Origin of the sequence: Pseudomonas sp. OVF7 (genome assembly GCF_030644265.1) — a bacterium.
GTDB lineage: Bacteria > Pseudomonadota > Gammaproteobacteria > Pseudomonadales > Pseudomonadaceae > Aquipseudomonas > Aquipseudomonas gorinensis.
This window is the reverse complement of sequence record NZ_CP128996.1, coordinates 1285726-1308058: the sequence shown is the minus strand read 5'-3', so window position 1 is coordinate 1308058 and position 22333 is coordinate 1285726. Positions and strand designations below refer to the sequence as shown.

21 protein-coding genes and 1 tRNA gene are annotated in these 22333 nt (G+C 60.1%); 11 read left to right on the top strand and 11 right to left on the bottom strand.

Annotation, left to right across the window (positions count from 1 at the left end):
* Positions 1-68: 68 nt before the first annotated feature.
* From QU606_RS05810 to QU606_RS05775, 8 genes are all read right to left on the bottom strand, one after another.
* A complete protein-coding gene (locus tag QU606_RS05810) occupies positions 69-2957 on the bottom strand; it encodes a DUF927 domain-containing protein (RefSeq protein WP_304998199.1) in 2889 nt (962 codons plus the stop codon).
* Positions 2954-3226, bottom strand: coding sequence for a DUF3077 domain-containing protein (locus QU606_RS05805; RefSeq protein ID WP_017478646.1), 273 nt, complete (start codon positions 3224-3226; stop codon positions 2954-2956). The genes QU606_RS05810 and QU606_RS05805 overlap by 4 nt, the downstream gene beginning before the upstream one ends.
* Entirely contained in the window at positions 3223-3507 is a 285-nt protein-coding gene (locus tag QU606_RS05800; RefSeq protein WP_304998198.1) for a hypothetical protein, read from the bottom strand. The genes QU606_RS05805 and QU606_RS05800 overlap by 4 nt, the downstream gene beginning before the upstream one ends.
* Positions 3504-3989: a hypothetical protein gene (locus QU606_RS05795; protein WP_304998660.1), complete on the bottom strand. Its 486-nt coding sequence runs from the start codon at positions 3987-3989 to the stop codon at positions 3504-3506. Before QU606_RS05795 ends, QU606_RS05800 begins: the two co-directional genes overlap by 4 nt.
* 47 nt (positions 3990-4036) lie before the next feature.
* Positions 4037-4342: a hypothetical protein gene (locus QU606_RS05790; protein WP_304998197.1), complete on the bottom strand. Its 306-nt coding sequence runs from the start codon at positions 4340-4342 to the stop codon at positions 4037-4039.
* Positions 4339-4656: an AlpA family transcriptional regulator gene (locus tag QU606_RS05785; RefSeq protein ID WP_081609191.1), complete on the bottom strand. Its 318-nt coding sequence runs from the start codon at positions 4654-4656 to the stop codon at positions 4339-4341. The genes QU606_RS05790 and QU606_RS05785 overlap by 4 nt, the downstream gene beginning before the upstream one ends.
* Before the next feature lie 556 nt (positions 4657-5212).
* Positions 5213-6448 (bottom strand): tyrosine-type recombinase/integrase, encoded by a 1236-nt coding sequence (locus tag QU606_RS05780; RefSeq protein ID WP_304998196.1) that lies wholly within the window; start codon positions 6446-6448, stop codon positions 5213-5215.
* Between the two features lie 167 nt (positions 6449-6615).
* A tRNA-Arg gene (locus QU606_RS05775) sits at positions 6616-6692 on the bottom strand.
* A gap of 371 nt (positions 6693-7063) precedes the next feature.
* Here QU606_RS05775 and gabD point away from each other — a divergent pair.
* From gabD to QU606_RS05760, 3 genes are all read left to right on the top strand, one after another.
* Positions 7064-8506 (top strand): NADP-dependent succinate-semialdehyde dehydrogenase, encoded by a 1443-nt coding sequence (gabD, locus tag QU606_RS05770; RefSeq protein WP_069075000.1) that lies wholly within the window; start codon positions 7064-7066, stop codon positions 8504-8506.
* A gap of 198 nt (positions 8507-8704) precedes the next feature.
* Positions 8705-9982, top strand: coding sequence for a 4-aminobutyrate--2-oxoglutarate transaminase (gabT, locus tag QU606_RS05765; RefSeq protein ID WP_024072736.1), 1278 nt, complete (start codon positions 8705-8707; stop codon positions 9980-9982).
* A gap of 137 nt (positions 9983-10119) precedes the next feature.
* Positions 10120-11328 carry an HDOD domain-containing protein gene (locus QU606_RS05760; RefSeq protein WP_304998195.1) on the top strand — a complete coding sequence of 403 codons (1209 nt, stop codon included), beginning with the start codon at positions 10120-10122 and terminating at the stop codon, positions 11326-11328.
* A 261-nt stretch (positions 11329-11589) separates the two neighbouring features.
* On the opposite strand, the gene QU606_RS05755 is transcribed toward QU606_RS05760, so the two are convergent.
* Positions 11590-12591, bottom strand: coding sequence for a sensor domain-containing diguanylate cyclase (locus QU606_RS05755; RefSeq protein ID WP_102624808.1), 1002 nt, complete (start codon positions 12589-12591; stop codon positions 11590-11592).
* 201 nt (positions 12592-12792) lie between these two features.
* Complete coding sequence (desA, locus tag QU606_RS05750) at positions 12793-13977, bottom strand: delta-9 fatty acid desaturase DesA (protein WP_024072739.1); 1185 nt, start codon at positions 13975-13977, stop codon at positions 12793-12795.
* Positions 13978-14143: 166 nt separating this feature from the next.
* Between desA and dibA the strand changes: the two genes are divergently transcribed.
* From dibA to QU606_RS05720, 6 genes are all read left to right on the top strand, one after another.
* Complete coding sequence (gene dibA / locus QU606_RS05745; protein WP_069075003.1) at positions 14144-16057, top strand: phosphodiesterase DibA; 1914 nt, start codon at positions 14144-14146, stop codon at positions 16055-16057.
* Between the two features lie 300 nt (positions 16058-16357).
* Entirely contained in the window at positions 16358-16540 is a 183-nt protein-coding gene (gene oscA / locus QU606_RS05740) for a sulfur starvation response protein OscA (protein WP_003170956.1), read from the top strand.
* Between the two features lie 66 nt (positions 16541-16606).
* Positions 16607-17617: a sulfate ABC transporter substrate-binding protein gene (locus tag QU606_RS05735; protein ID WP_304998194.1), complete on the top strand. Its 1011-nt coding sequence runs from the start codon at positions 16607-16609 to the stop codon at positions 17615-17617.
* A 140-nt stretch (positions 17618-17757) separates the two neighbouring features.
* Positions 17758-18576 carry a sulfate ABC transporter permease subunit CysT gene (cysT, locus tag QU606_RS05730; protein WP_024072742.1) on the top strand — a complete coding sequence of 273 codons (819 nt, stop codon included), beginning with the start codon at positions 17758-17760 and terminating at the stop codon, positions 18574-18576.
* 13 nt (positions 18577-18589) lie between these two features.
* Positions 18590-19462 (top strand): sulfate ABC transporter permease subunit CysW, encoded by an 873-nt coding sequence (gene cysW, locus QU606_RS05725; protein WP_024072743.1) that lies wholly within the window; start codon positions 18590-18592, stop codon positions 19460-19462.
* Between the two features lie 3 nt (positions 19463-19465).
* Positions 19466-20446, top strand: a complete 981-nt coding sequence (locus QU606_RS05720; protein ID WP_024072744.1) for a sulfate/molybdate ABC transporter ATP-binding protein — start codon at positions 19466-19468, stop codon at positions 20444-20446.
* A gap of 126 nt (positions 20447-20572) precedes the next feature.
* Here QU606_RS05720 and QU606_RS05715 read toward each other — a convergent pair whose 3' ends face one another.
* Positions 20573-21100, bottom strand: coding sequence for a DUF962 domain-containing protein (locus tag QU606_RS05715; protein WP_024072745.1), 528 nt, complete (start codon positions 21098-21100; stop codon positions 20573-20575).
* 83 nt (positions 21101-21183) lie between these two features.
* Between QU606_RS05715 and QU606_RS05710 the strand changes: the two genes are divergently transcribed.
* Together QU606_RS05710 and QU606_RS05705 are read left to right on the top strand one after the other, a co-directional pair.
* On the top strand, positions 21184-21870 hold the full coding sequence (locus QU606_RS05710) for a Crp/Fnr family transcriptional regulator (RefSeq protein ID WP_150056533.1): 687 nt from the start codon (positions 21184-21186) through the stop codon (positions 21868-21870).
* Positions 21871-21908: 38 nt separating this feature from the next.
* Positions 21909-22274, top strand: coding sequence for a response regulator (locus QU606_RS05705; protein ID WP_024072747.1), 366 nt, complete (start codon positions 21909-21911; stop codon positions 22272-22274).
* Positions 22275-22333: the final 59 nt, after the last annotated feature.

Below are 22333 nucleotides of genomic sequence, written 5' to 3'. Positions count from 1 at the left end.
TTGATTGATTTTTTTCCGCTGGCGGGCCGGGCCAAGGTGAGCCTGCATTCCTCATGGCGGGGCCGTTATTAGGCCGCCTGGACGCTGTGATCACCTTGTTCTGGTACTGCTACAACCACATAGCAGCGCTGCAAGCCCAGTCCCGGTAGTCGCACCGCGGTCGAGGCTTTGCCATCCTTTCCCGGCTCTAAAACGCCTCGTCGCAGGAGCTCTTTGTTAACCGCACTCAGGTTCATGCCTCGGAAGATTTCGGAGCGCCATGCTTCCGGCAGCACGTAGTAGGTGTTAGTGGTGTGCAGGGCATCGCCCATGCCGTGTTCCATCGTCTTGCGAAAGCCCAGCCGATCAATCGTGCGTGGGCCGTGCTCATCGATCTTGGCGGCTGCAGATTCCCAGCGGGTAAAGCGGCTTTCTCCAAATCGCTCGATGACCTGGCGCAGTCGAGCCAGAATCGCGTCACTCTCGAAGTTACCGGCGCCGCCACGTTCGGCCAACCATGCATGCAGACATACCCGTGCGGCGGTCGTGGCTGTGCCGTCCGGCCAGCCGGTGACGCCGAAGGCGGTGGCCAACTCTCCGGCCGCTGCGGCGAGTCCGAAGCGAAGGGCGGCACGTTGCGCCTGACCACTGGCCGACGCGGGCAGATTTTGGGTGATGAACTGTTCCACCGTGCGGCGCACGATCACTGTCCACCTGAGCATTTCCCCAGACGCACACAGTGCGTGCAGGAAAGCGGTGAGGGGCGTGCCGTAATATTTGGCTACTCGGGCCTTGAGCGCATCGGAGAGGGCGGCAGCGTCCTCAAAACCATTCAGCACATCGAACATGCCGAGGCCTTTGCTGGCATCCGCTGGCACGGCGAGCATGCGCACCTCCATACCGGCTTTCAGCTCCTTGTTTGCATCTGCCATGTGCTGCGCCAATGTCTTCTCGCCCGTCGAGAGAAACAGCAAGCGCCACTCCTGCACCTGTCGGCCCGCTTGTCCTCGATCATTCGCCCGAGCTTTACCGGTGCCGTTGCCGAGCATGTAAACGGTTTCCCCAATGATGCGTGGGTCACACATGCCTATTTCATCTAGCACCAGGAGGCCGTCCGAATGTGCAGCAGCGATGGACTCCAAGGCGTTATCTGTCGAGCGCCATGAACGCACCAGACGCGGCCCGCCATAAACCGATGCAGCGACTTGCAGGTGAGTGGTCTTGCCCCCGGAGCTGTCGCCATACAGGTGGAAGCCACCCGACTCATGCCCCAACATGTTCAGCAAAGGTCCTGCAAAAGCCACAGAGACGACAAACGCCAAGCGATGGTTACCAACGCACAGCGCGCCGATTTGCTGCTGCCATTGCTCCAGGGAGCCCGCCTCGCTGATTGGTGGAAGCTGCGCACCGGCTTCATAAAAATGCAGGTGTTCGGCGTGAGAGCCGATCTGTTGTTCGGGCAATAGAAACGCATTGTCGTGCCAGCCCAAGCGCGTCACCAAACGTGCGCGCTGTGCGCTGTCGAAGCCACCGAGATAGCTCTGCAGGTCGTTGCGGGCATTGCGCCCTGATCGGCTTCCCGCGAGGCGTAGGCCCATGTCTACCAGCGGCCCGAGGACGTCCTTGCCGAAGTCGCCGGTCATGGTCCGGGCCGGGATATTCCAGCGCTTTTTGGCGCCGTCCGGGTCGTCGAACTCGACCAATAAACCCCAGTTGTGGCCCTTGTCGTCGCGAGTGCGAGCGATGATTTCGAGAGGCGAACACACAGGACGCGCCTCGCCATCATCGCCGGAATAAAACACCCCTTCAGACGTCAGGCGAAAGCCGCCCGGCAATAAGTCATTTTTCGATTTCGCAGGGCGTTTTGCGGGTGCCTTGGCCTTCTGTTCTTGAGGTTCAGTTGGCTCAGCGGCAATGCCGAAAAACTCACCGCTACGCACCAGCTCGGCGAGGTGGGCAGCGGTCCAGCCTTTGGCTAACGCATCCGCTGCATCGTCGCCGTCTGCCCATTTTCCACCCTTGATGAGCGTGGGCTTTCCGCCTTTGCTGCTGGGCTTGAGCTTGAACACGTCGAGCGAGATTCGTTGTACCGAAGCGACGCCCAGCTCAATCAACTTGAGCTCGATGGCGCCCATGCAGGTCTTCCCGCTGGCATCGTTATCCGGCCATAGCACCACCGTGCGCCCTTTGAGTGGCGTCAGGTCGGCCTTATGCCAAGAGTTGGAGCCGTTCGGCCAGCACGTGGCTACATGGTCGGGCATCAGTTCAGCGGCGGCATCAGTAGCCTTTTCGCCTTCACACAGCACCACAGGCGCATCGACCCGCTGTGCCAGCTCATCCAGGCGCAGCAGTGGCCGAGGCTCCAGCAATCCTTGCCAGCGCCATTGCGTGGTTTGCCCATCGGAGCGCTTGCACCAGGTCAACGGTGCGAAAACCTTTCGCGGCTTGCCGTCTTCATCGGGACCCAAGTCGAAGCGATACAGCGCCATAACCGGCTGGCCCTGAGCATCGCGATAGATCCACACTTTGGACGGAACACCGTGTTGTCGGTGTTTGGTTGGGCACTTGTTCATGGCCTCGGCCGGGATCGGTTGAATCGCAATCCACTCCGGCGTTGCGCTTTTGGCCGGTGCGCTTTTGGCAGTCGCAGAGCCAGCGGAAACACTGAGCAGATCCGCCAGCTTTCTGCAGGCATCAACGTCCGTGCCGCCGTCGATGTAGCGCACCAGATCGATCAGGTCGCCGCCCTTATCGCCGGTGGCGAAATCCGCCCAGGTGCCTTTGCTCAAATTGACCTTGAGTGAGCCAGCGTGTTTGTCCGTGCGTGTGGGATTCGGTGCGGTGTATTCCTTGCCGCCGTCGACACGTTTGCCGTTTGGCAGCCAGTGAGCAAGCACACGGTTGATGTTCTTCAGGGCAGCGCTTTTTACATCGGTAAAGCTGGGGCGTTTTGAGGTGTTGCCGGTGCGTTGAGTCATGGTGCTGTCCTCGACTCAAGCAACGCCTCGTTCACGTCGTCGATCAGCGCTTTGGCCATCTCGCCGAGGTAGAACGCAGGCCAACTAAAACGCTCGCCCGCATCGCTGATGGCGGCGTCGAGGATCAGTTGATTGGCGTGGTGCAGAATTTGGGAGACGGCTTCAAGTGCGTCTTCCAGCGGGATACCGGCATTCACCCGAAACAGGTTTTGGCCGTTACCGTTGGCAGGGGAGAACTCGGAGCGTCCACGCGTGCTGGAGTGGGTCACAGCGCACCGCCTTTCTGGCTCATCGGCACAGAGGAGGCATCACCGTACATGGTGAGTGTTTTGATCAAGCCCAAGGTGCCGCGCACATCCCAAATAACGGACGACAGCACGCGGTTGGAGAGCAGGGGTTTATCCCCGTCTAAGTGGTCTTCTAGCAGCATGAGAACGGAGTCGGCACGGTCGAGGGCGCAGGTGATGGCGTCGATAGGCAGACCGGCTTCGGCGTCTTGGCTGACACAGAGGAGATCCTCGGGCAGTGCAAAGCCTGGGAGTATGCTCATTGGGCACCCCCTGCGGCTTCCAGGGCGCGAGCCTTGGACATATGGGCGTTGTAACGGGCGAGGCGTGTAGCGAGGCTGGAATTGGCGTGTAAAGCGGCGAGAGCCATTGCTCGATGAGCAGCGGCGCGAATTCTGGACGGATTGAGGGCGTATTTCATCTGTGTAGCTCCTTGATTTGAGGAGCTGCCACGTTCGTTACCAAGCGAATGGGTGGCAGCTGTGCGCAGGTTGGTAAACCGGGAATCAAGGAACCCGGCAGGCACGAATGCCTCCCACGCACAGCCGCCATAACACGTAACTGCGGGCACAAAAAAAGCGCCTGCAATCGTAATGGGGGCGCTGTTGCGCCTTGATTTCATCGGGTTACCAAGCCCGATCGCTGAATTTGCAGCGACGGCCAGAGAGTAACGTCCGTTTTTTGAAAGTGCAACTGTGGGAGATGCTTGCTGATTTTTTCGATGGAGAATAAATTGATTAGGCATGTAGATTTACCTCAACGCCTCCGGTTGCCGCCGGGGGCGTTTTCGTTTCAGGCATTGGCTTCCCAGCGCAGGGAGAGCAGTGGGAGAAAGTCGCCGTCAAGGCAAGATCGTGCATCTTCGTAAGCATCGATTTGTTGCCCTTCATCCACGATCACTGCACGCGGGGCTTCGCTGGGTACTGACAGTGCACACCAGGTGCCGTCTGCCCATCGCATGACGACAACAACTCGATTCAGGCGTTTTTGTTGCGTTCTGTGACGCTCAAATCGTTGCATCCAGTGCGATGAGAAACCCACTTTTCTGAGCACAGAAAAGGGCTGCAAGATCGCGTTGTTAGGGATGCGGTTCGTCATGCCGCCACCCTGTCTCGAGCTGCGATTCGTGCACGCGTCCAATCTAAAACTTCAGCAAGTACCCATGCGACGGGAGCGCTACGGGCGCTACTACCGCTTAGTTTTACTGGAAGTGGGAAACCGCTATCCGCTTGCTGCATAAGTTTGTAAATCGTTGGACGTGCTAACCCGACTATGCCCATTACTTCCGGCATACGGATCAGAATCGCTGAAGGATCTGCAGCAGGATGACTGGTTCGCTTGGCGCTCAGATCGCTCGTTTCGTAAGAGCGGATTTCGGTGGGATTTGCGTACTTGCGGGTATGGTCTTTCATGGATAACCCCTGGTTATGGATACAGGGGTATCTATCTATACATTTATCTAGACGAAGAAAACCACTTTTCCCTTAGACCGATCAATGTGTAGTCAATATGGGGGCAACGCAGGGTGAACGCGGCGGTTTAGTAATTGCGTAGCTAGCACTGTTCGATCAGGTGGCAGGCGTCAGCGACCTGTCCACGGCAGAGATCATAGAGCGGTTGCGCTGAGAGAGATTTGAGCAGGCCGCTGCTTAGCGCCGAATGCAATACGGTTTGGCGATCAGTCATTGCCAAGTGTCTCAGGAGCTGTGTAACCGAAAGTCCCACGCCCTGCGCTTGAAGGGCGGAGCCAGCGAAGGTCGCTTGGTAGGCTCAGGCGAAAAACGCTTGCCCGCAGCACCTGAACGCTGACTTTGCGTTACACGTTGGGGGTAGCGTTACATCGGATGTACGCTATTTCGCTCAACTGTGTAACGGGCGTGAAAACCAATGAATCCGGGTACTCGGCGAGTGGCGTTACACGAGTAACACCCGTTACACCGGTTATGGAGGGGGGCTGGGTGTGTGCACTCATACTGCCTTTCCAAATTGGCCCTGCACCACATTTCCACTCACTAAGGCATCTAGGTGATCGGCGTACCACTGCATCATCACTCTACGCTGAGGCAGGTACACTGCTTTGTTGTAGACCCCGGCAATACCCTCCTTTGCATGAGAGAGCTGGGCCTCAATGTGATTCTCATCGAAACCCTGCTCATTGAGTATGGTGCTCGCGATGTGACGAAAGCCGTGGCCTGTTTGTCGACCGGCATATCCCAGTCTGCGAAGCGCCATTAGAAAGACGGTGTTACTACGGGGGATTGTCCTGTCTTTCCTGCCTGGAAATAGGAGAGGGTACGCGCCTGTAAGTGTTCGCAACTCAGTGAGTGCTTCGATCGCCTGTCGAGAGAGGGGCACCACATGTTCGCGACGACGTTTCATTCGCTCGGCTGGGATCGTCCATAGCTTTTTGGAGAGATCGATTTCTGACCAGCGTGCTTCTCGGATCTCGCTCGGGCGCGATGCTAATAAGGAAAGCAAGCGAAGCCCAATACGAACGTCCTTTGCGTGAGGGTAGGAGTTGATCGCTCGAAGTAGCGCAGGCAGTTCTTCAATCGAAACGTGTGCATAGTTTTCAGCGCTACGTGATTGCAGGAATTTGCTGAGACCTTCAAGGGGGTTGTGGACGGCTCGTCCTGTTACGCGGGCCAGGTCATAGATCTCTTTGCAAAAGGCACGAACTCGGCCCATTTGTTCAATTATCCCCTTCTGCTCCATGCCCCGTAGAAACTCCATCCATTCCAGAGGCAATATTTCTGTGTACACACGCTTGCCGAAGACAGGGAACACATGAAGCTCCAGCGCTCCCAGTACTCGTCGGGACGTACCTGCTTCCCAGCTTGTGCGTCTGGCTTCAAACCACTCACGGCCTAACGCCTCAAAACTGTTGTTGGCAGCAACCTGATCGGCAACCTTGCGAGCTTGCTTGCTCACCAATGGATTTTTGCCGGTCGATGCGTCTTCCCGCAGTTGAGCTGCTTTCTGTCTCGCCAGGGAGCCACTGATATCGGGGTAGCCGCCGAGGCCCAGCCACGACCATTTCCCGTCTGGCTTTTTGTAGCGCAGCTCCCACGATTTTTGCCCGTTAGGTTTCACCCGGAAGTACAGGCCATTCCCGTCCTGCTCACGATACGTAGCGTTCTCCGGCTCCAGGCCTGCAAGTGTGGTGTCTGCTAAGGGGCGGCGTTTGATTTCAGTGCGCTTCACTTCATGTATGCCTCCAGTTATAGGAATCTCAAAGCATACACGTGGGCATACACGGCGGGAAGTTATAGGGGTAGACAGGGATGGATAGCCAGAAACAAGAAAGCCCGCACAGGGCGGGCTTCTTGGGGCGTTTCGTAGACTGTCTGAGACAGCCCGAGACTGCTATATGGTGCACCCGGCGGGATTCGAACCCACGACCCCTGCCTTCGGAGGGCAGTACTCTATCCAGCTGAGCTACGGATGCTTGTGCGGGCGACATCATACCCATGTCGACCTTGGGCGTCCATGCTGGTCTTTGGCCGTTCAAACGTAGGATTTTGCCGCGCAGAGGCCCTGCGCCGTGCGGTAGGGATCAACCCGGTGGCGCACGGGCCGATCACGCTGATCAGAAAATTCCGGTAAATGCGCGGTTTTCGTTCTTTTTTTCGAACAGACTATTGCCCTGCACCCCCATTGATCCTAGGATTCGTTTGAGATTTCAAACGCTCTGTCTCCCGTGCGCTCTTTCACTTCCCGCGCGTGCTGGGGCTGATTTCCCTGACGGCAGCCCACAAGGCGCCTTTCAACAACTCTAATTCGCTCCGCGTGCGCGCGGTGCTGTTAAGGAAAGCCGACATGCAGCTCAAAGATACCCAGTTGTTCCGCCAACAAGCCTTTATCGATGGCGCTTGGGTGGATGCGGACAATGGTCAAACCATCAAGGTCAACAACCCGGCCACGGGTGAGATTATCGGCACCGTGCCGAAGATGGGCGCCGCTGAAACCCGCCGCGCCATCGAAGCCGCCGACAAGGCCCTGCCGGCCTGGCGTGCGCTGACCGCCAAGGAGCGCGCCAATAAGCTGCGCCGTTGGTTCGAACTGCTGATCGAAAACCAGGACGACCTCGGTCGCCTGATGACCCTCGAGCAAGGCAAGCCGTTGACCGAAGCCAAGGGTGAGATCGTCTACGCCGCTTCCTTTATCGAGTGGTTCGCCGAAGAAGCCAAGCGCATCTACGGTGACGTGATCCCTGGCCACCAGCCCGACAAGCGTCTGATCGTGATCAAGCAGCCGATCGGCGTGACTGCCGCGATCACTCCGTGGAACTTCCCGGCCGCGATGATCACCCGTAAAGCCGGCCCGGCCCTGGCCGCCGGTTGCACCATGGTGATCAAGCCTGCCTCGCAAACCCCGTTCTCGGCCCTGGCCCTGGTTGAGCTGGCGCACCGTGCCGGTATCCCTAAAGGCGTGCTGAGCGTGGTCACCGGCAGCGCCGGCGACATCGGCGGCGAGCTGACCAGCAACCCAATCGTGCGTAAATTGTCCTTCACCGGCTCGACCGAAATCGGTCGCCAGCTGATGGCCGAATGCGCCAAGGACATCAAGAAAGTTTCCCTGGAACTTGGTGGCAACGCGCCGTTCATCGTGTTCGACGACGCCGACCTGGATAAGGCCGTCGAAGGCGCGATCATCTCCAAGTACCGCAATAACGGCCAGACCTGCGTCTGTGCCAACCGCCTGTACATCCAGGATTCGGTGTACGACGCGTTCGCTGAAAAGCTCAAGGTGGCCGTGGCCAAGCTCAAGATCGGTAACGGTCTGGAAGAAGGCACCACCACGGGCCCGCTGATCGACGGAAAAGCCGTGGCCAAGGTTCAGGAGCACATTGCCGATGCCCTGAGCAAAGGCGCCAAGCTGTTGGCCGGTGGCAAGGTGATGGAAGGCAACTTCTTCGAACCGACCATCCTGGTCGACGTGCCGAAGAACGCCGCCGTGGCCAAGGAAGAAACCTTTGGCCCGCTGGCGCCGCTGTTCCGTTTCAAGGACGAAGCCGAAGTGATCGCGATGTCCAACGACACCGAGTTCGGCCTGGCGTCCTACTTCTATGCGCGTGACCTGGGCCGTGTGTTCCGTGTGGCTGAAGCCCTGGAATACGGCATGGTTGGCGTCAACACCGGGTTGATCTCCAACGAAGTGGCGCCGTTCGGCGGCATCAAGGCTTCGGGCCTGGGCCGTGAAGGCTCCAAGTACGGGATCGAGGACTACCTGGAAATCAAATACCTCTGCCTGGGCATCTAAGTTCTGTAAGGGATAAGCCCGGCAAGGGATTGCAGTAAACGCAAAGGGCACGAGAGCGCTGACCCTTTGCGTGTTTCACATCGTTATTCGTAGTGGCCGGGAAAGCTGTGGCAGTCGATCATCGCATGCTGCCGTAGTTGCCTCCCCGCCACGTATTCCTTGGACCACGCCACCCGATGAGTGGCGAATGAGGACTTTATGAGCAAGACCAACGCTTCCCTGATGAAACGCCGCGAAGCCGCTGTACCGCGCGGTGTTGGCCAGATTCACCCGATCTTCGCCGAATCCGCGAAGAACGCCACCGTGACCGACGTTGAAGGTCGCGAGTTCATCGATTTCGCTGGTGGTATCGCCGTGCTGAACACCGGCCACGTGCACCCGAAAATCATCGCGGCCGTGACCGAGCAGCTGAACAAGCTGACCCACACTTGCTTCCAGGTATTGGCCTACGAGCCCTACGTAGAGCTGTGCGAAAAAATCAACGCCAAGGTCCCAGGTGATTTCGCCAAGAAAACCCTGCTGGTCACTACCGGTTCCGAAGCGGTAGAAAACGCGGTGAAAATCGCCCGCGCCGCCACTGGCCGTGCCGGTGTCATCGCGTTCACTGGCGCCTACCACGGTCGTACCATGATGACCCTGGGCCTTACCGGTAAAGTCGTGCCTTACTCGGCCGGCATGGGCCTGATGCCAGGTGGCATCTTCCGCGCGCTGTACCCGAACGAGCTGCACGGCGTGAGCGTCGACGACTCCATCGCCAGCATCGAGCGCATCTTCAAGAACGATGCCGAGCCGCGTGACATCGCTGCGATCATCATCGAGCCAGTGCAGGGCGAAGGCGGTTTCTACGTCGCGCCTAAAGCCTTCATGAAGCGCCTGCGTGAACTGTGCGACAAGCACGGCATCCTGCTGATCGCTGACGAAGTGCAAACCGGTGCCGGCCGTACCGGTACGTTCTTCGCCATGGAACAGATGGGCGTCACTGCCGACCTGACCACCTTCGCCAAATCCATCGCTGGCGGTTTCCCGCTGGCCGGTGTGTGCGGCAAGGCCGAGTACATGGACGCCATCGCCCCAGGTGGCCTGGGTGGCACCTACGCGGGTAGCCCGATCGCCTGCGCGGCGGCCCTGGCCGTGCTGGAAGTGTTCGAAGAAGAGCATCTGCTGGATCGCTGCAAAGCCCTTGGCGAACGTCTGGTCACCGGCCTCAAGGCCATCCAGGCCAAGTACCCGGTGATCGGCGACGTGCGTGCCCTGGGCGCCATGATCGCGATCGAGCTGTTCGAAGGTGGCGACACCCACAAGCCAAACGCCGCTGCCGTCTCCGCCGTGGTGGCCAAGGCGCGTGAGAAGGGCTTGATCCTGCTGTCCTGCGGCCCTTACGGCAACGTGTTGCGCATCCTGGTGCCGCTGACCGCGCCGGACGAGCAACTGGACAAAGGCTTGGCAATCATCGAAGAGTGCTTCTCCGAGCTGTAATCGGACGCTGGCCTGTTCGTAAAGAAACCCGCTTCGGCGGGTTTTTTTGTGCCCGAGGCAGCACATTCAGGCGTTGTTCATTGTACGCAGGCGGCGGCATTGACTAAGGTTGCAGGCATTGCCGATGGAGCGTGCAGATGACTGCTGTTGTTTTACCCGCTGTACCCCGTGTGCTGATTGCCGAGGCGGACCCTTGGTCGCGGGATCTGCTCAAGCAAGTCTTGCTGAATGTGCGCTGTGACGCGCGGCTGGATGTGTGTGCCGATGGGCAGCACGCGGCCACGTTGCTGCGCGAAAAACACTACGACCTGATCCTGGCGGATTGGGAACTGCCGGGCATCGATGGCCTGAGCCTGCTGCGCGACGTACGCCAGCAGCGCCGCTCGCCCGTGCTGCCCTTCATTCTGCTGAGCAGTCGCAATGACAGCGCCAGCGTACGCGAAGCCTTGCCCCTGGCGCCCACGGCCTATCTCACCAAGCCCCTGAACTTGGACGGCCTGACCCAGCGCCTGCAAGACCTGCTGCTCAACGAAGGCGAAAGCGTGTATTGCGAAGTGCCGGCGCTGACGCCGGGCATGACCTTGCCGGCGTTCCTCGAACGCCGCCGTGATGCCTGCGATGGTGCGCCGTTGCGGGTCGATGTGAGGGCGGCCGTGCAGCACAGCCTTGGGCCTGAGGGCCTGGACCTCAAGCAGCTGGAAGACCAGGTGCGCATGGACCCGCAGATTACCGCCGTACTGATCGCCGCCGCCAACAGTGCCGGCCATCACGGCACGCCCGTGCAAACCCTGGCGGCAGCCCTGCACAAACTGGCGGCCGGGCAAAGCATGAACCTGATCCTCGGCCTGGCGCTCAAGCACAATGTGGTATTGGGCGACCCAGCCCTGGTGGCCTACGCCGAGCGCCACTGGCAGGTGTCCCAGGACACCGCCGACTACGCCCGGCGCCTGGCGCGCATGTTGGAACTGGACCACGAGCGTTGCTACAGCGCCGGCATCCTGCATCGGCTGGGCGACCTGGCCTTGCTGCGCTGCCTGGAAGACTGGCGCCAGGGCGGCGGAGCCCTGGATGACGAAGCCATCGGCGAGTCCCTCTACACGTTTGGTGCCGCTTATGGCTCGGCACTGCGCGCACGTTGGCGCTTGCCATTGGAGCTGCGCCAACTGATCGCCGCGATCTATTCCCTGGAGGGGGGGGTGTATGCCCGGGATGCGCTGGTGGTGCACCTGGCCGCGCAAATGGCGCGCTTGACCGAGCGAGAAGGGTTGGAAGAGTTGGCCAGGAGTAAAACGGCACGCTTGCTGAAAGTGGGGTTGTCGGAGCTGATGCGGTTGCGCAAGGCCTAGAGAACGATGACATTCAAGTGTGGGAGGTGCAGTGCTGTCGCGCAGCAAACTGAACCCCCTGTGGCGAGCGGGCTTGCCCCGCGTTGGGCTGCGCAGCAGCCCCAATAAGGCCACCGCATTTCTTCTGGTAGAACCGGGAGACTGGTTTTAGGGCCGCTTCGCGCCCCAACGCGGGGCAAGCCCGCTCGCCACAACAGCCCGCTCGCCACAAAAATACGCTCGTTTAAGGAAAGGTTTTAATCCTTCATTTGATCTGATCTTCTAACCCGCAACCACGCGATTCTTGCCCTGCCGCTTGGCTTCGTACATCGCCGCATCGGCGCGGGCGAACAGGCTGTCCAGGGTTGAATCTTCGTCGGTGAGGCTGGCCAGGCCCTGGCTGACGGTCACGGTGAACGCCTGCCCTTCGTAGCTGAAATTCAGGGCCTGGATCTCTTTGCCCAGGCGTTCGGCCACTTGCAACGCCATCTCCGGTGCGCATCCAGGCAGTACGGCGGCAAACTCTTCACCGCCAATGCGCCCGAACAGGTCGCCACGGCGCAATACGCCTCGACCGCTCTCGGCGATGCGGCGCAGCACCTGGTCGCCCTCCAGGTGGCCGTAGGTGTCGTTGACGTCCTTGAAATCATCGATGTCCAGCAACAGGAACGCCAGCGGCGCGCCTTGGGCGCGGGCGCTGTCGAAGGCCTGCTTGGCACATTCGAAAAAGTGCCGGCGGTTGCTGCTCTGGGTCAGTACGTCGGTGGTGGCCAGCCGGTGCAGTTCCATCTCCAGCTGCTTCTTTTCGGTGATGTCTTCGGCTATGCCCACCACGATCACCGGTTCGCCCGGTCCGACCTGCTGGTTGATGTAGCATTTGTCGCTCAACCAGCGAATCTGCCCGTCGGCGGTGATGATGCGGTACTCACGGTCTTCCACGGCGCCGTGGTCCAGCACGCGGGCCAGGCTGTATTCGGCGTAGTCGAGGTCTTCGGGGTGAATGCTGTTGCGCCATTCCCGATAGTCGGCGAGCAGCAGGCCGGCCGGGCGTCCAAATATCCGCTCATAGGCCGGGCTGACGTACAGCACGCGGCGCGTCTGCCAATCGACGGCCCACAGCACGGCGTTTACGCTGACCAGCAGTGAACTCAGTAATTGCTCGCGCTCACTGAGCCGTTCGACTTCGCCCTGGGCATGCATGAGCGCCAGCAAGGTCGCCGCCGCTGCGGGTCGGGGCGGCTCTGTGGTGGGCGGATCGGACAGGTAGGGTTTTTCGTGGACCATCGGCACAACTCTCTCTGGGCGCGCCGCAGGATTCAGCAGCGGTCACAACAAGGGGCCACCATGATGGCGAAGTGTTGTTTGAGAGGGACGAATTGCAGCGAAGTTCCGTCATCAGGGGCGATTAGGACGGATTAGCGCGTGTCTGGAGAATGACGTCAAAAAAGTGATTGCGGGGGAGGGCAGGCCCCTCCCCCCGCATCATCAGACCGCCGCAGGGCGCAGCGAATAGGTTTTCAGCTGGTGGGCAAAATCGCGCAGGGACTGGATACCACTGGCCTCTGCCTCATGCACCCATTCCTTGATTGCCGCCAGCATGTCGTGGCCATTGGAGCTGGTCTTGAGCCAGATCTGCTGCAGTGCCAGGCGTTTTTCGTAGATCACGGTCAGCGCGTGGCTGTGTTCCAGCATGCTCTGGATACGCAGGTGATGGCGGTCATCCAGCAAGCTGGTTTCCCGCGACAGCAGGCGCTTGGCGCGGTGGAACTGGTGGCGCACCGAGTGATCGACCTTTTCCAGCTCTTGCTTGACCAGTGGGCCGATCACCAGCTTGCGGTACTGGGCCATGATCTGGAAGCGGTTGTTGAGGATCGCCATGGCGGTGTCCATGTCCAGGTGGCCCTTGCCTTCCACGCGGTGGGCAATCGGTGCCACGCGCTGTACCTTGGCCAGGCGCAGGAAGCTGAATACCTTGATCCACGCCCAACCCAGGTCGAACTCCCACTTTTTCACCGACAATTTGGCGGAGTTGGGATAGGTGTGGTGGTTGTTGTGCAGCTCTTCGCCACCGACGATGATGCCCCATGGCACCAGGTTGGTCGCCGCATCGCGGCATTCGAAGTTACGGTAGCCAATGGCATGGCCGAGGCCGTTGATCACGCCGGCGGCCCAGAACGGAATCCACATCATCTGGATCGCCCAGATGGTGATGCCGATGGTGCCGAACAGCAGCAGGTCGATCACGCCCATGATCGCCACGCCCAGCAACGGGTACGGCGTGTAGAGCTTGCGTTCAAGCCAGTCGTCCGGGCAGTTCTTGCCGTAGATGCGCAGGGTCTCGGGGTTTTCCGCCTCGGCCCGGTACAGCTCGGCACCTTTGCGCAGTACGGTGGACAGGCCTTTGATCACCGGGCTGTGGGGGTCGTCGACGGTTTCGCATTTGGCGTGGTGCTTGCGGTGGATAGCGGTCCACTCGCGGGTGTTCTGCGCCGTGGTCAGCCACAGCCAGAAGCGGAAGAAGTGTTTCAGGCCGGCATTGAGCTCCAGGGAGCGATGGGCTGAATAGCGGTGCAGATAGACGGTGACCGCAACGATGGTCACGTGGGTCATCAACAGAGTGACTGCCACCAGTTGCCAGGCCGACAAGTCAAGAAAACCGTTGTACCACATAGGCTGTATGGCCCTCAGATAAAGAAAAAAACAGCTCACGCATTATCACTAAGCCTACAGAGAAAACCAGCCACCCTTTCAGATAGGAGTGACTGGATGTTTCTTATTCTATAATCCGCAGCCTTTGTAGGGCGAATCTGGCTTTTTAGTAAGGACTACTAACCATATGCTGTTTTCATACCGAGGCGCCCGCCGTGCCGGGTTGGTATATCTGCTGGTTTCGATGCTGTGGGTTGGGCTCACTCAACGGGTATTGATCGAGTTTCTCGATAATCCCAGCGAGCTGAACCAATGGCTGCAGGTGCGCGGCTATGTGTGGGTGGCGCTCAGTGCCCTGGCGATCTACCTGATTTGCGCGCGCTTTGCCCGGGCCAATCTGCTTGCCCAGCCCCTGAAAGAAAACCGCGAGCGCCTGCGCCAGGCGGCGGCTGTATTCGATTGCACCCGTGAAGGCGTACTGGTCACCGACGCCCGTGGGCTGATCGTGCATGTGAACCGCGCCTTTATGGCGATCACCGGCTATCGGCGCGAAGACGTCATGGGCCAGCAACCGAGCCTGTTCAAGTCCGGGCGCCATTCGTCGAGTTTTTATCAACAGATGTTCCAGACCCTGGAGCGAACCGGCGAATGGAGTGGCGAAATCTGGAACCGGCGCAAAAGCGGCGAAATTTATCCACAGTGGCAAACCATCCGCGTGATCCATGATGATCACGGCCAGCTCAGCCATTACGTCGCGGTGTTTTCCGATATCACCGCGATCAAGGATTCCGAGCACGAACTGGCCCACCTCGCCCACCACGACCCCCTGACCGGCCTGCCCAACCGCCTGTTGTTCACCGACCGCGCCGAGCAGGCACTGGCCTCGGCGCAGGTCCACAAGCGCGGCTGCGCCTTGCTGTTGCTTGACCTGGACCACTTCAAGATCATCAACGACAGCCTTGGCCATAACGTCGGCGACCAACTGCTCAAGCAGGTCAGTGAACGCCTTGCAGGTCTGTTTGGCCCGGGTGTCACCCTGGCACGCCTGGGCGGGGATGAGTTCGCCGTATTGGTGGAAAGTTGTCCACAGGTGGTGCAGGCCGCCGCGCTGGCGCAACGCATACTCGATGCTTTGCGGGAGCCGTTCATCTTCGACGGCCATCAGTTGTTTATCAGTGCAAGCATCGGTATCAGCCTGTTCCCCAGTGATGCCCTGAGCGCCGAACAGTTACTGCGCAACGCCGATTCCGCGCTGTTCAAGGCCAAGAGCGTGGGCCGCGAAGGTTACGCCCTGTACACCGAAGAGCTGACCGCCCACGCGCAGAACCGGGTGGAAATCGCCAGCGAACTGCGCCGCGCGCTCGAACAGCAAGAGCTGCGCGTCTACTACCAGCCGGTGCATGACCTGCACAACAGCCGCCTGATCGGTGTCGAAGCGCTGGTGCGCTGGCAACACCCGGAGCGCGGCCTGGTGCCGCCGGTCGAGTTCATCCCCATCGCCGAACGGACCGGGCTGATCGCCGATATCGACGCCTGGGTCATGGACCAGGCCTGTCGCCAAATGTGCCAGTGGCTGGCCGATGGCGTGCAACTGAGCTTTATCGCCATCAATGTCTCCAGCCGCCTGTTCGCCCGACGCGAGTTGTATGAGCAAGTGGCGCAGGTGCTGCACACCACTGGCCTGGACCCCGCCTTTCTGGAGCTGGAAGTCACCGAGAGCGCAGTGATGGAAGACCCTGAAGTGGCGCTGGAACAACTGCACCGCCTGCGCGAACTGGGCTTGCGCCTGGCCATCGACGACTTTGGCACTGGCTATTCCTCGTTGTTGCGCCTCAAGCGCCTGCCGGTGCAGAAGCTCAAGATCGACCAGGGGTTTGTTGCCGGGTTGCCGTGGGACGAAGATGACGCCGCGATTGTGCGGGTGGTCATCGCCCTGGCCAAAAGCATGGGCATGCAGGTGCATGCCGAGGGCATTGAACAGGTGGAGCAGGCCCGGTTCTTGTTGGAGCAAGGCTGCGATATGGGGCAGGGGTATTGGTTTGGGCGGCCAATGCCGGCGCAGGACATTGATTGGCAGCGCGCCCCGCCAATCCAGACCTGAAATGCAGTCAAATGTGGGAGGGGGCTTGCCCCCGATGGCGGTGTGACAGTCAGCTTATCTGTACCTGACCCACCTATATCGGGGGCAAGCCCCCTCCCACATTTGGAACTTCACAACGCGTTATTTCGGCGCTCGGGCGCAAAACCCTCGCGCAACCCCGCGTCCTGTCAGAAAATTCTTTCTGGTTATATAAACATTCTTAAATAGTATTTTTAAGAATATCCGCGCTTATCTACTATCGCCCTCACGCCGCAAGCAGTGCCGCCACTGCGAGGCACTATTCATTTCAGGAGCGAGACCATGAGCGCATCTCTACGTAGCGTCGACGGCCAGGACGAAGCAGCCATTTTGCGTGAGATCCAGAGCGCCCTGCGCGATCTGCGGTTTGGCGCGGTGGAAATCACGGTGCACAACGCCCAAGTGGTACAGATCGAACGCAAGGAAAAATTCCGTCTGCAGAACCCGGGGAACAAACCGAGCTAGGCAAGAACGGCGATAGACCCGCAACTATAAGAAAAAGCCAACACCCCCAGAATTTCAGGAGCTTCTATGTCGTCGATTCGCCGTTATGCCCTGGCCGCCTTGGCCAGTGCCGTGTTTGCCGGTTCCGCCGTTGCCAAGGACTACGAGTTGCTCAACGTCTCGTATGACCCTACCCGTGAGCTGTACCAGGACTACAACGCTGAGTTCACCACCTTCTGGAAACAGTCCCACCCCGGCGACAACGTCAAGATCCAGCAATCCCACGGTGGTTCGGGCAAGCAAGGCCGGGCCGTGATCGACGGCCTGCGCGCCGACGTGGTGACCCTGGCCCTGGCCGGTGACATCGACGAAATCGCCAAGCTGGGCAAGACCCTGCCGGAGAATTGGCAGACTCGCCTGCCGGACGCCAGCACCCCATACACCTCGACCATCGTGTTCCTGGTGCGCAAGGGCAACCCCAAAGGCATCAAGGACTGGGGCGACCTGATCAAGAAAGATGTGTCGGTGATCACTCCGAACCCGAAAACCTCCGGCGGTGCGCGCTGGAACTTCCTCGCCGCCTGGGCCTATGGCCTCAAGGCCGGTGGCAGCGAAGCCAAGGCCCAGGAATACGTGAAAGAGCTGTTCAAGCACGTACCGGTTCTGGACACGGGGGCTCGCGGTTCGACCATTACCTTCGTCAACAACGGTCAGGGTGACGTGTTGCTGGCCTGGGAAAACGAGGCGTTCCTGGCGCTGAAAGAAGATGGCGGCGCCGACAAGTTCGATATCGTCGTACCTTCCCTGTCGATCCTCGCCGAGCCGCCAGTGGCGTTGGTCGACAAGAACGCCGAGAAAAAGGGCAACACCGAAATCGCCACTGAATATCTGAAGCACCTGTACAGCCCGGCTGGCCAGGAGATTGCAGCCAAGAATTTCTACCGCCCACGCGATGCAAAAGTGGCTGCCAAATACGCCCAGCAGTTCCCGAAACTGGACCTGGTGACTATCGACAAAGACTTCGGCGGCTGGAAAACTGCCCAACCGAAATTCTTTAACGACGGTGGCGTGTTCGACCAGATCTACACGGCGCAGTAAGCCAAAGTACCTGTAGGAGCGGGCTTGCTCGCGAAGATCGTCAATGATGACGCGGGCATTCTGAATGAACGCGGTGCCCTTGAGTTCTTCGCGAGCAAGCTCGCTCCTACAGTGGTTTCTACCTTTAACCAAGGACTCTTATGTCGCGTCGTATTTCCCCCGTCATACCCGGCTTCGGGCTGACGCTGGGCTACACCGTGGTGTACCTCAGCCTGATCGTACTCATCCCCCTCGCGGCGATGTTTGTACATGCCGCTCAACTCACCTGGGATCAGTTCTGGAACATCATCTCCGCACCCCGTGTGCTGGCGGCGTTGAAACTGAGCTTCAGCACCGCGTTGTACGCCGCGCTGATCAATGGTGTGATCGGCACGCTGCTGGCCTGGGTGCTGGTGCGCTACACCTTCCCCGGCCGCAAGATCATCGACGCGATGATCGACCTGCCGTTCGCCCTGCCCACCGCCGTGGCCGGTATCGCGCTGACCGCGCTGTACACGCCGACCGGCCTGGTCGGTCAGTTCGCCGCCGACCTGGGTTTCAAGATCGCCTACAGCCCGTTGGGCATCACCCTGGCGCTGACCTTCGTCACGCTGCCTTTCGTGGTGCGCACGGTGCAGCCGGTGCTCGCCGATATCCCCCGGGAAGTCGAAGAGGCCGCCGCCTGCCTGGGCGCCAAGCCGTTGCAGGTGTTCCGCTACATCCTCGTGCCCGCGTTGCTGCCCGCCTGGCTGACCGGCTTCGCCCTGGCGTTTGCCCGGGGTGTCGGTGAGTATGGTTCGGTGATTTTCATCGCCGGCAACATGCCGATGAAGACTGAGATCCTGCCGCTGCTGATCATGGTCAAGCTCGACCAATACGACTACCGCGGCGCCACGTCCATCGGCGTGCTGATGCTGGTGGTTTCCTTTGTCCTGTTGCTGCTGATCAACTTGTTGCAGCGGCGCATCGAACGTCCATAAGGAGGCGCGGAACATGTCCCAATCGTCTATTTCCGCTGCAGCCTCGGCCAACGCAGCCCGCCGTGGCAGCGCTGTTTCCCGGCGCATCCTGATCGGCCTGGGCTGGCTGGTGTTCTTCCTGTTCCTGTTGCTGCCGCTGTTTATCGTGGTATCCCAGGGCTTGAAGAACGGCCTCGGTGCGTTTTTCACCGCGATCCTTGAACCGGACGCGTTGTCCGCGTTGAAACTCACGGTGATCGCCGTGTTGATTTCGGTGCCGCTCAACCTGGTATTCGGCGTCAGTGCCGCCTGGTGCGTGAGCAAGTACTCGTTCCGTGGCAAAAGCATCCTGGTGACGCTGATCGACCTGCCGTTCTCGGTCTCGCCGGTGATTGCGGGCCTGGTCTACGTATTGATGTTCGGCGCCCAGGGCCTCTTCGGGCCCTGGTTGCAGGCGCATGACATCCAGATCGTGTTCGCCTTGCCCGGCATCGTGTTGGCGACCATCTTCGTGACCGTGCCCTTTGTCGCCCGTGAACTGATCCCGCTGATGCAGGAACAGGGCACCCAGGAAGAAGAGGCCGCGCGCCTGCTGGGCGCCAATGGCTGGCAGATGTTCTGGCATGTGACCGTGCCGAACATCAAATGGGGCCTGATCTACGGCGTGGTGTTGTGTACCGCGCGGGCCATGGGTGAGTTCGGCGCGGTGTCGGTGGTGTCCGGCCACATTCGTGGGGTCACCAACACCTTGCCGCTGCACGTCGAGATTCTCTACAACGAATACAACCACGTCGCCGCCTTTGCGGTGGCGAGCCTGCTGCTGATCCTGGCGCTCTTCATCCTGCTGCTCAAGCAGTGGAGCGAGAACCGTATTAACCGCCTGCGCGCCGCAGCGGCTGAGGAATAAGTCATGTCGATCGAAGTCCGTAATGTCAGCAAGAACTTCAACGCTTTCAAGGCCCTGGACAGCATCAATCTGGATATCCAGAGTGGCGAGCTGGTGGCGTTGCTAGGCCCTTCCGGCTGTGGCAAGACAACGTTGCTGCGCATCATCGCCGGCCTGGAAACCCCGGATGCCGGCAGCATCGTGTTCCACGGTGAAGATGTCTCCGGCCACGACGTGCGTGATCGCAATGTCGGGTTTGTGTTCCAGCACTACGCGCTGTTCCGCCACATGACCGTGTTCGACAACGTTGCCTTCGGCCTGCGCATGAAGCCGAAGAACCAGCGCCCCAACGAAAGCCAGATCGCGGCCAAAGTCCACGAACTGCTGAACATGGTGCAGTTGGACTGGTTGGCCGACCGTTACCCGGAACAACTCTCCGGCGGCCAACGCCAGCGTATCGCCCTGGCCCGCGCCCTGGCGGTAGAGCCCAAAGTGCTGTTGCTGGATGAACCGTTCGGCGCCCTCGACGCCAAGGTGCGTAAAGAGCTGCGCCGCTGGCTGGCGCGCCTGCACGAAGACATCAACCTGACGTCGGTGTTCGTGACCCACGACCAGGAAGAGGCCATGGAAGTCGCCGACCGCATCGTGGTGATGAACAAGGGGGTGATCGAGCAGATCGGCTCACCGGGCGACGTCTACGAAAACCCGGCCAGCGATTTTGTGTACCACTTCCTCGGCGACTCCAACCGCCTGCACCTGGGTGAAGACCAGCATGTGCTGTTCCGCCCCCATGAAGTGTCGCTGTCACGTCATGAGCTGGAAGACCACCACGCCGCCGAAGTGCGCGATATCCGCCCCTTGGGCGCGACCACGCGGGTGACGTTGAAGGTTGAAGGCCAAAGCGAGCTGATCGAAGCCGAAGTGGTGAAAGACCACGACAGCCTGACCGGCCTGGCCCGTGGCGAGACCCTGTTCTTCAAGCCCAAGGTCTGGCAAAAAGCCTGATAACTCCGCACTACCCAATGTGAAAATGGAACCAAATGTGGGAGGGGGCTTGCCCCCGATAGCGGTGTGTCAGCTAACGAATACTTGGCTGAAGGACCGCAATCGGGGGCAAGCCCCCTCCCACATTTAGATTTCTCTCGGCTTTAGATCGCGGCGCGCCACCGGGCCCGAGCGTTGCTCAATGTCCGCCTTCAGGTCATGCCGCAACCCCAGCAGAAACGCCAACTCCGCCACCACAAACAGCGGCCCGACAATCAACCCCGACACATCATCCACAAACGCCGGTTTCTTGCCCTCGTAGTAGTGCCCGACGAACTGAATCACCCAGCCCACCACGAACATGCCGATGCCGCTGCCGAGCCACACCTGCGTGCTGTGCGCGGCCAGCTCATGCCCGGCCCACACCGACAGCCCCATCAGCACCGTCATCAACACACCCAGGGCCAGTTCCAGGCGCAGGTAAAACCACGCCGCCAGCAGCGCGACCAAGACGGCCGGCGATAGCCAGAACCCGGCCAGCGGCCATTCCGGGCGTGAAAGCAGCACCGCGACGGCCACCACGATCAGCGGGATGCCGATAAAGTGGCTGGCGATATTGCGCGGGTCGCGGTGGTAGGCGGCGTATTGACTGAGGTGGTCGACGAGGCTTTTCATTGTTGTTCCTCCTGTAGGATGTTTGATCATGCCCTGTCAGCCTGCGACTAACTGTCAGTTGGGCGACAATCTTCGGAGTTCCCATGGATGCGACGCAATGGCACGCCCGGCTGGCCGTCGGTCACTGGTTCAGTCACCTGCCTGTACCTTTCCAGCATAGTCTGCTGGCCCATGCCCGGCTGCGGCAGCTGACGGCGGGACAATACCTGTTCAAGCGCGGTGATCCGCCCTGTGGCTTGTATGCGGTGCTTGAAGGCACCTTGCGTGTCAGTGCGGTGAACGAGCACGGCAAGGAAGCGCTGTTGAGCCTGGTGGGCGCGCCCTATTGGTTCGGCGAAATCTGCCTGTTCGACGGCTTGCCGCGCACCCACGACGCCTGTGCCACGGGGCCGTGCACGCTGGTGCAGGTGCCGCAGCAGGCGTTGCTGAAGATCCTCGAGGAGTCCCCCCGGTACTGGCGTGACCTGGCCTTGTTGATGAGCCAGAAGCTGCGCCTGAGTTTTATCGGCCTTGAACAGCTCAGCCTGATGCCCGCCTCGGTCCGCCTGGCCCATCGGCTGTTGATGATCGTTGAGGGTTACGGCGACATGGAACCGTCAAAACGCGTGCTGCAACTGCCCCAGGAAGACCTGGCGGCGATGTTGAGCCTGTCGCGCCAGACCACCAATGCCTTGCTCAAGGACCTGCAAGCCCAGGGCATCGTGCGCCTGGGCTACGGCGAGATCGAAATCCTCGACGCACAGCGGCTACGAGAGGCGGCGCACACCTGAGGGTGTTAGCCTGCAACCCTGATCAATCGAGGTGTGTTATGCGCGTGCTGTTAGTGGAACATGAATCCGAAGAGGCACAGCGGATGGCCCAGGGTTTGAACGAGGCGGGCTACACCGTGGAAGTCGCGGCCAACGGCATGGCGGCGCAGCGGTTTGTCGAAAGCGCGGAGTACGACCTGGTGATCCTGGATGTCATGCTGCCGGGCTTGAATGCCTGGAAGTTGCAGCAGGCGATTCGGCAGAAGGGCGAAACGCCGGTGTTGTTCCTGACCACGCCGGGTGGAATTGAAGATCGCCTGCGCGGGCTGGAATTGCACGAGGATGATTACCTGCTCAAGCCGTTTGCGGCCAAGGCATTGGTGATGCGGGTCAAGAAACTGTTGCGGCGGGACCGGAGCCGCTGAATGATCCCGTGACGGTAGTGCCTGAACGATCGCCATCGGGGGCAAGCCCCCTCCCACAG

Bases quoted from the DNA above. Each gene is read 5' to 3' on its own strand.
- QU606_RS05800 (WP_304998198.1), bottom strand. From the start codon at position 3,507: ATGAGCATACTCCCAGGCTTTGCACTGCCCGAGGATCTCCTCTGTGTC.
- QU606_RS05795 (WP_304998660.1), bottom strand. From the start codon at position 3,989: ATGCCTAATCAATTTATTCTCCATCGAAAAAATCAGCAAGCATCTCCC.
- QU606_RS05755 (WP_102624808.1), bottom strand. From the start codon at position 12,591: ATGGTCCACGAAAAACCCTACCTGTCCGATCCGCCCACCACAGAGCCG.
- cysW (WP_024072743.1), top strand. From the start codon at position 18,590: ATGTCCCAATCGTCTATTTCCGCTGCAGCCTCGGCCAACGCAGCCCGC.
- gabD (WP_069075000.1), top strand. From the start codon at position 7,064: ATGCAGCTCAAAGATACCCAGTTGTTCCGCCAACAAGCCTTTATCGAT.
- QU606_RS05720 (WP_024072744.1), top strand. From the start codon at position 19,466: ATGTCGATCGAAGTCCGTAATGTCAGCAAGAACTTCAACGCTTTCAAG.
- oscA (WP_003170956.1), top strand. From the start codon at position 16,358: ATGAGCGCATCTCTACGTAGCGTCGACGGCCAGGACGAAGCAGCCATT.
- QU606_RS05810 (WP_304998199.1), bottom strand. From the start codon at position 2,957: ATGACTCAACGCACCGGCAACACCTCAAAACGCCCCAGCTTTACCGAT.
- QU606_RS05715 (WP_024072745.1), bottom strand. From the start codon at position 21,100: ATGAAAAGCCTCGTCGACCACCTCAGTCAATACGCCGCCTACCACCGC.
- cysT (WP_024072742.1), top strand. From the start codon at position 17,758: ATGTCGCGTCGTATTTCCCCCGTCATACCCGGCTTCGGGCTGACGCTG.
- QU606_RS05760 (WP_304998195.1), top strand. From the start codon at position 10,120: ATGACTGCTGTTGTTTTACCCGCTGTACCCCGTGTGCTGATTGCCGAG.
- QU606_RS05705 (WP_024072747.1), top strand. From the start codon at position 21,909: ATGCGCGTGCTGTTAGTGGAACATGAATCCGAAGAGGCACAGCGGATG.
- dibA (WP_069075003.1), top strand. From the start codon at position 14,144: ATGCTGTTTTCATACCGAGGCGCCCGCCGTGCCGGGTTGGTATATCTG.
- QU606_RS05785 (WP_081609191.1), bottom strand. From the start codon at position 4,656: ATGAAAGACCATACCCGCAAGTACGCAAATCCCACCGAAATCCGCTCT.
- QU606_RS05710 (WP_150056533.1), top strand. From the start codon at position 21,184: ATGGATGCGACGCAATGGCACGCCCGGCTGGCCGTCGGTCACTGGTTC.
- desA (WP_024072739.1), bottom strand. From the start codon at position 13,977: ATGTGGTACAACGGTTTTCTTGACTTGTCGGCCTGGCAACTGGTGGCA.
- QU606_RS05790 (WP_304998197.1), bottom strand. From the start codon at position 4,342: ATGACGAACCGCATCCCTAACAACGCGATCTTGCAGCCCTTTTCTGTG.
- QU606_RS05735 (WP_304998194.1), top strand. From the start codon at position 16,607: ATGTCGTCGATTCGCCGTTATGCCCTGGCCGCCTTGGCCAGTGCCGTG.
- gabT (WP_024072736.1), top strand. From the start codon at position 8,705: ATGAGCAAGACCAACGCTTCCCTGATGAAACGCCGCGAAGCCGCTGTA.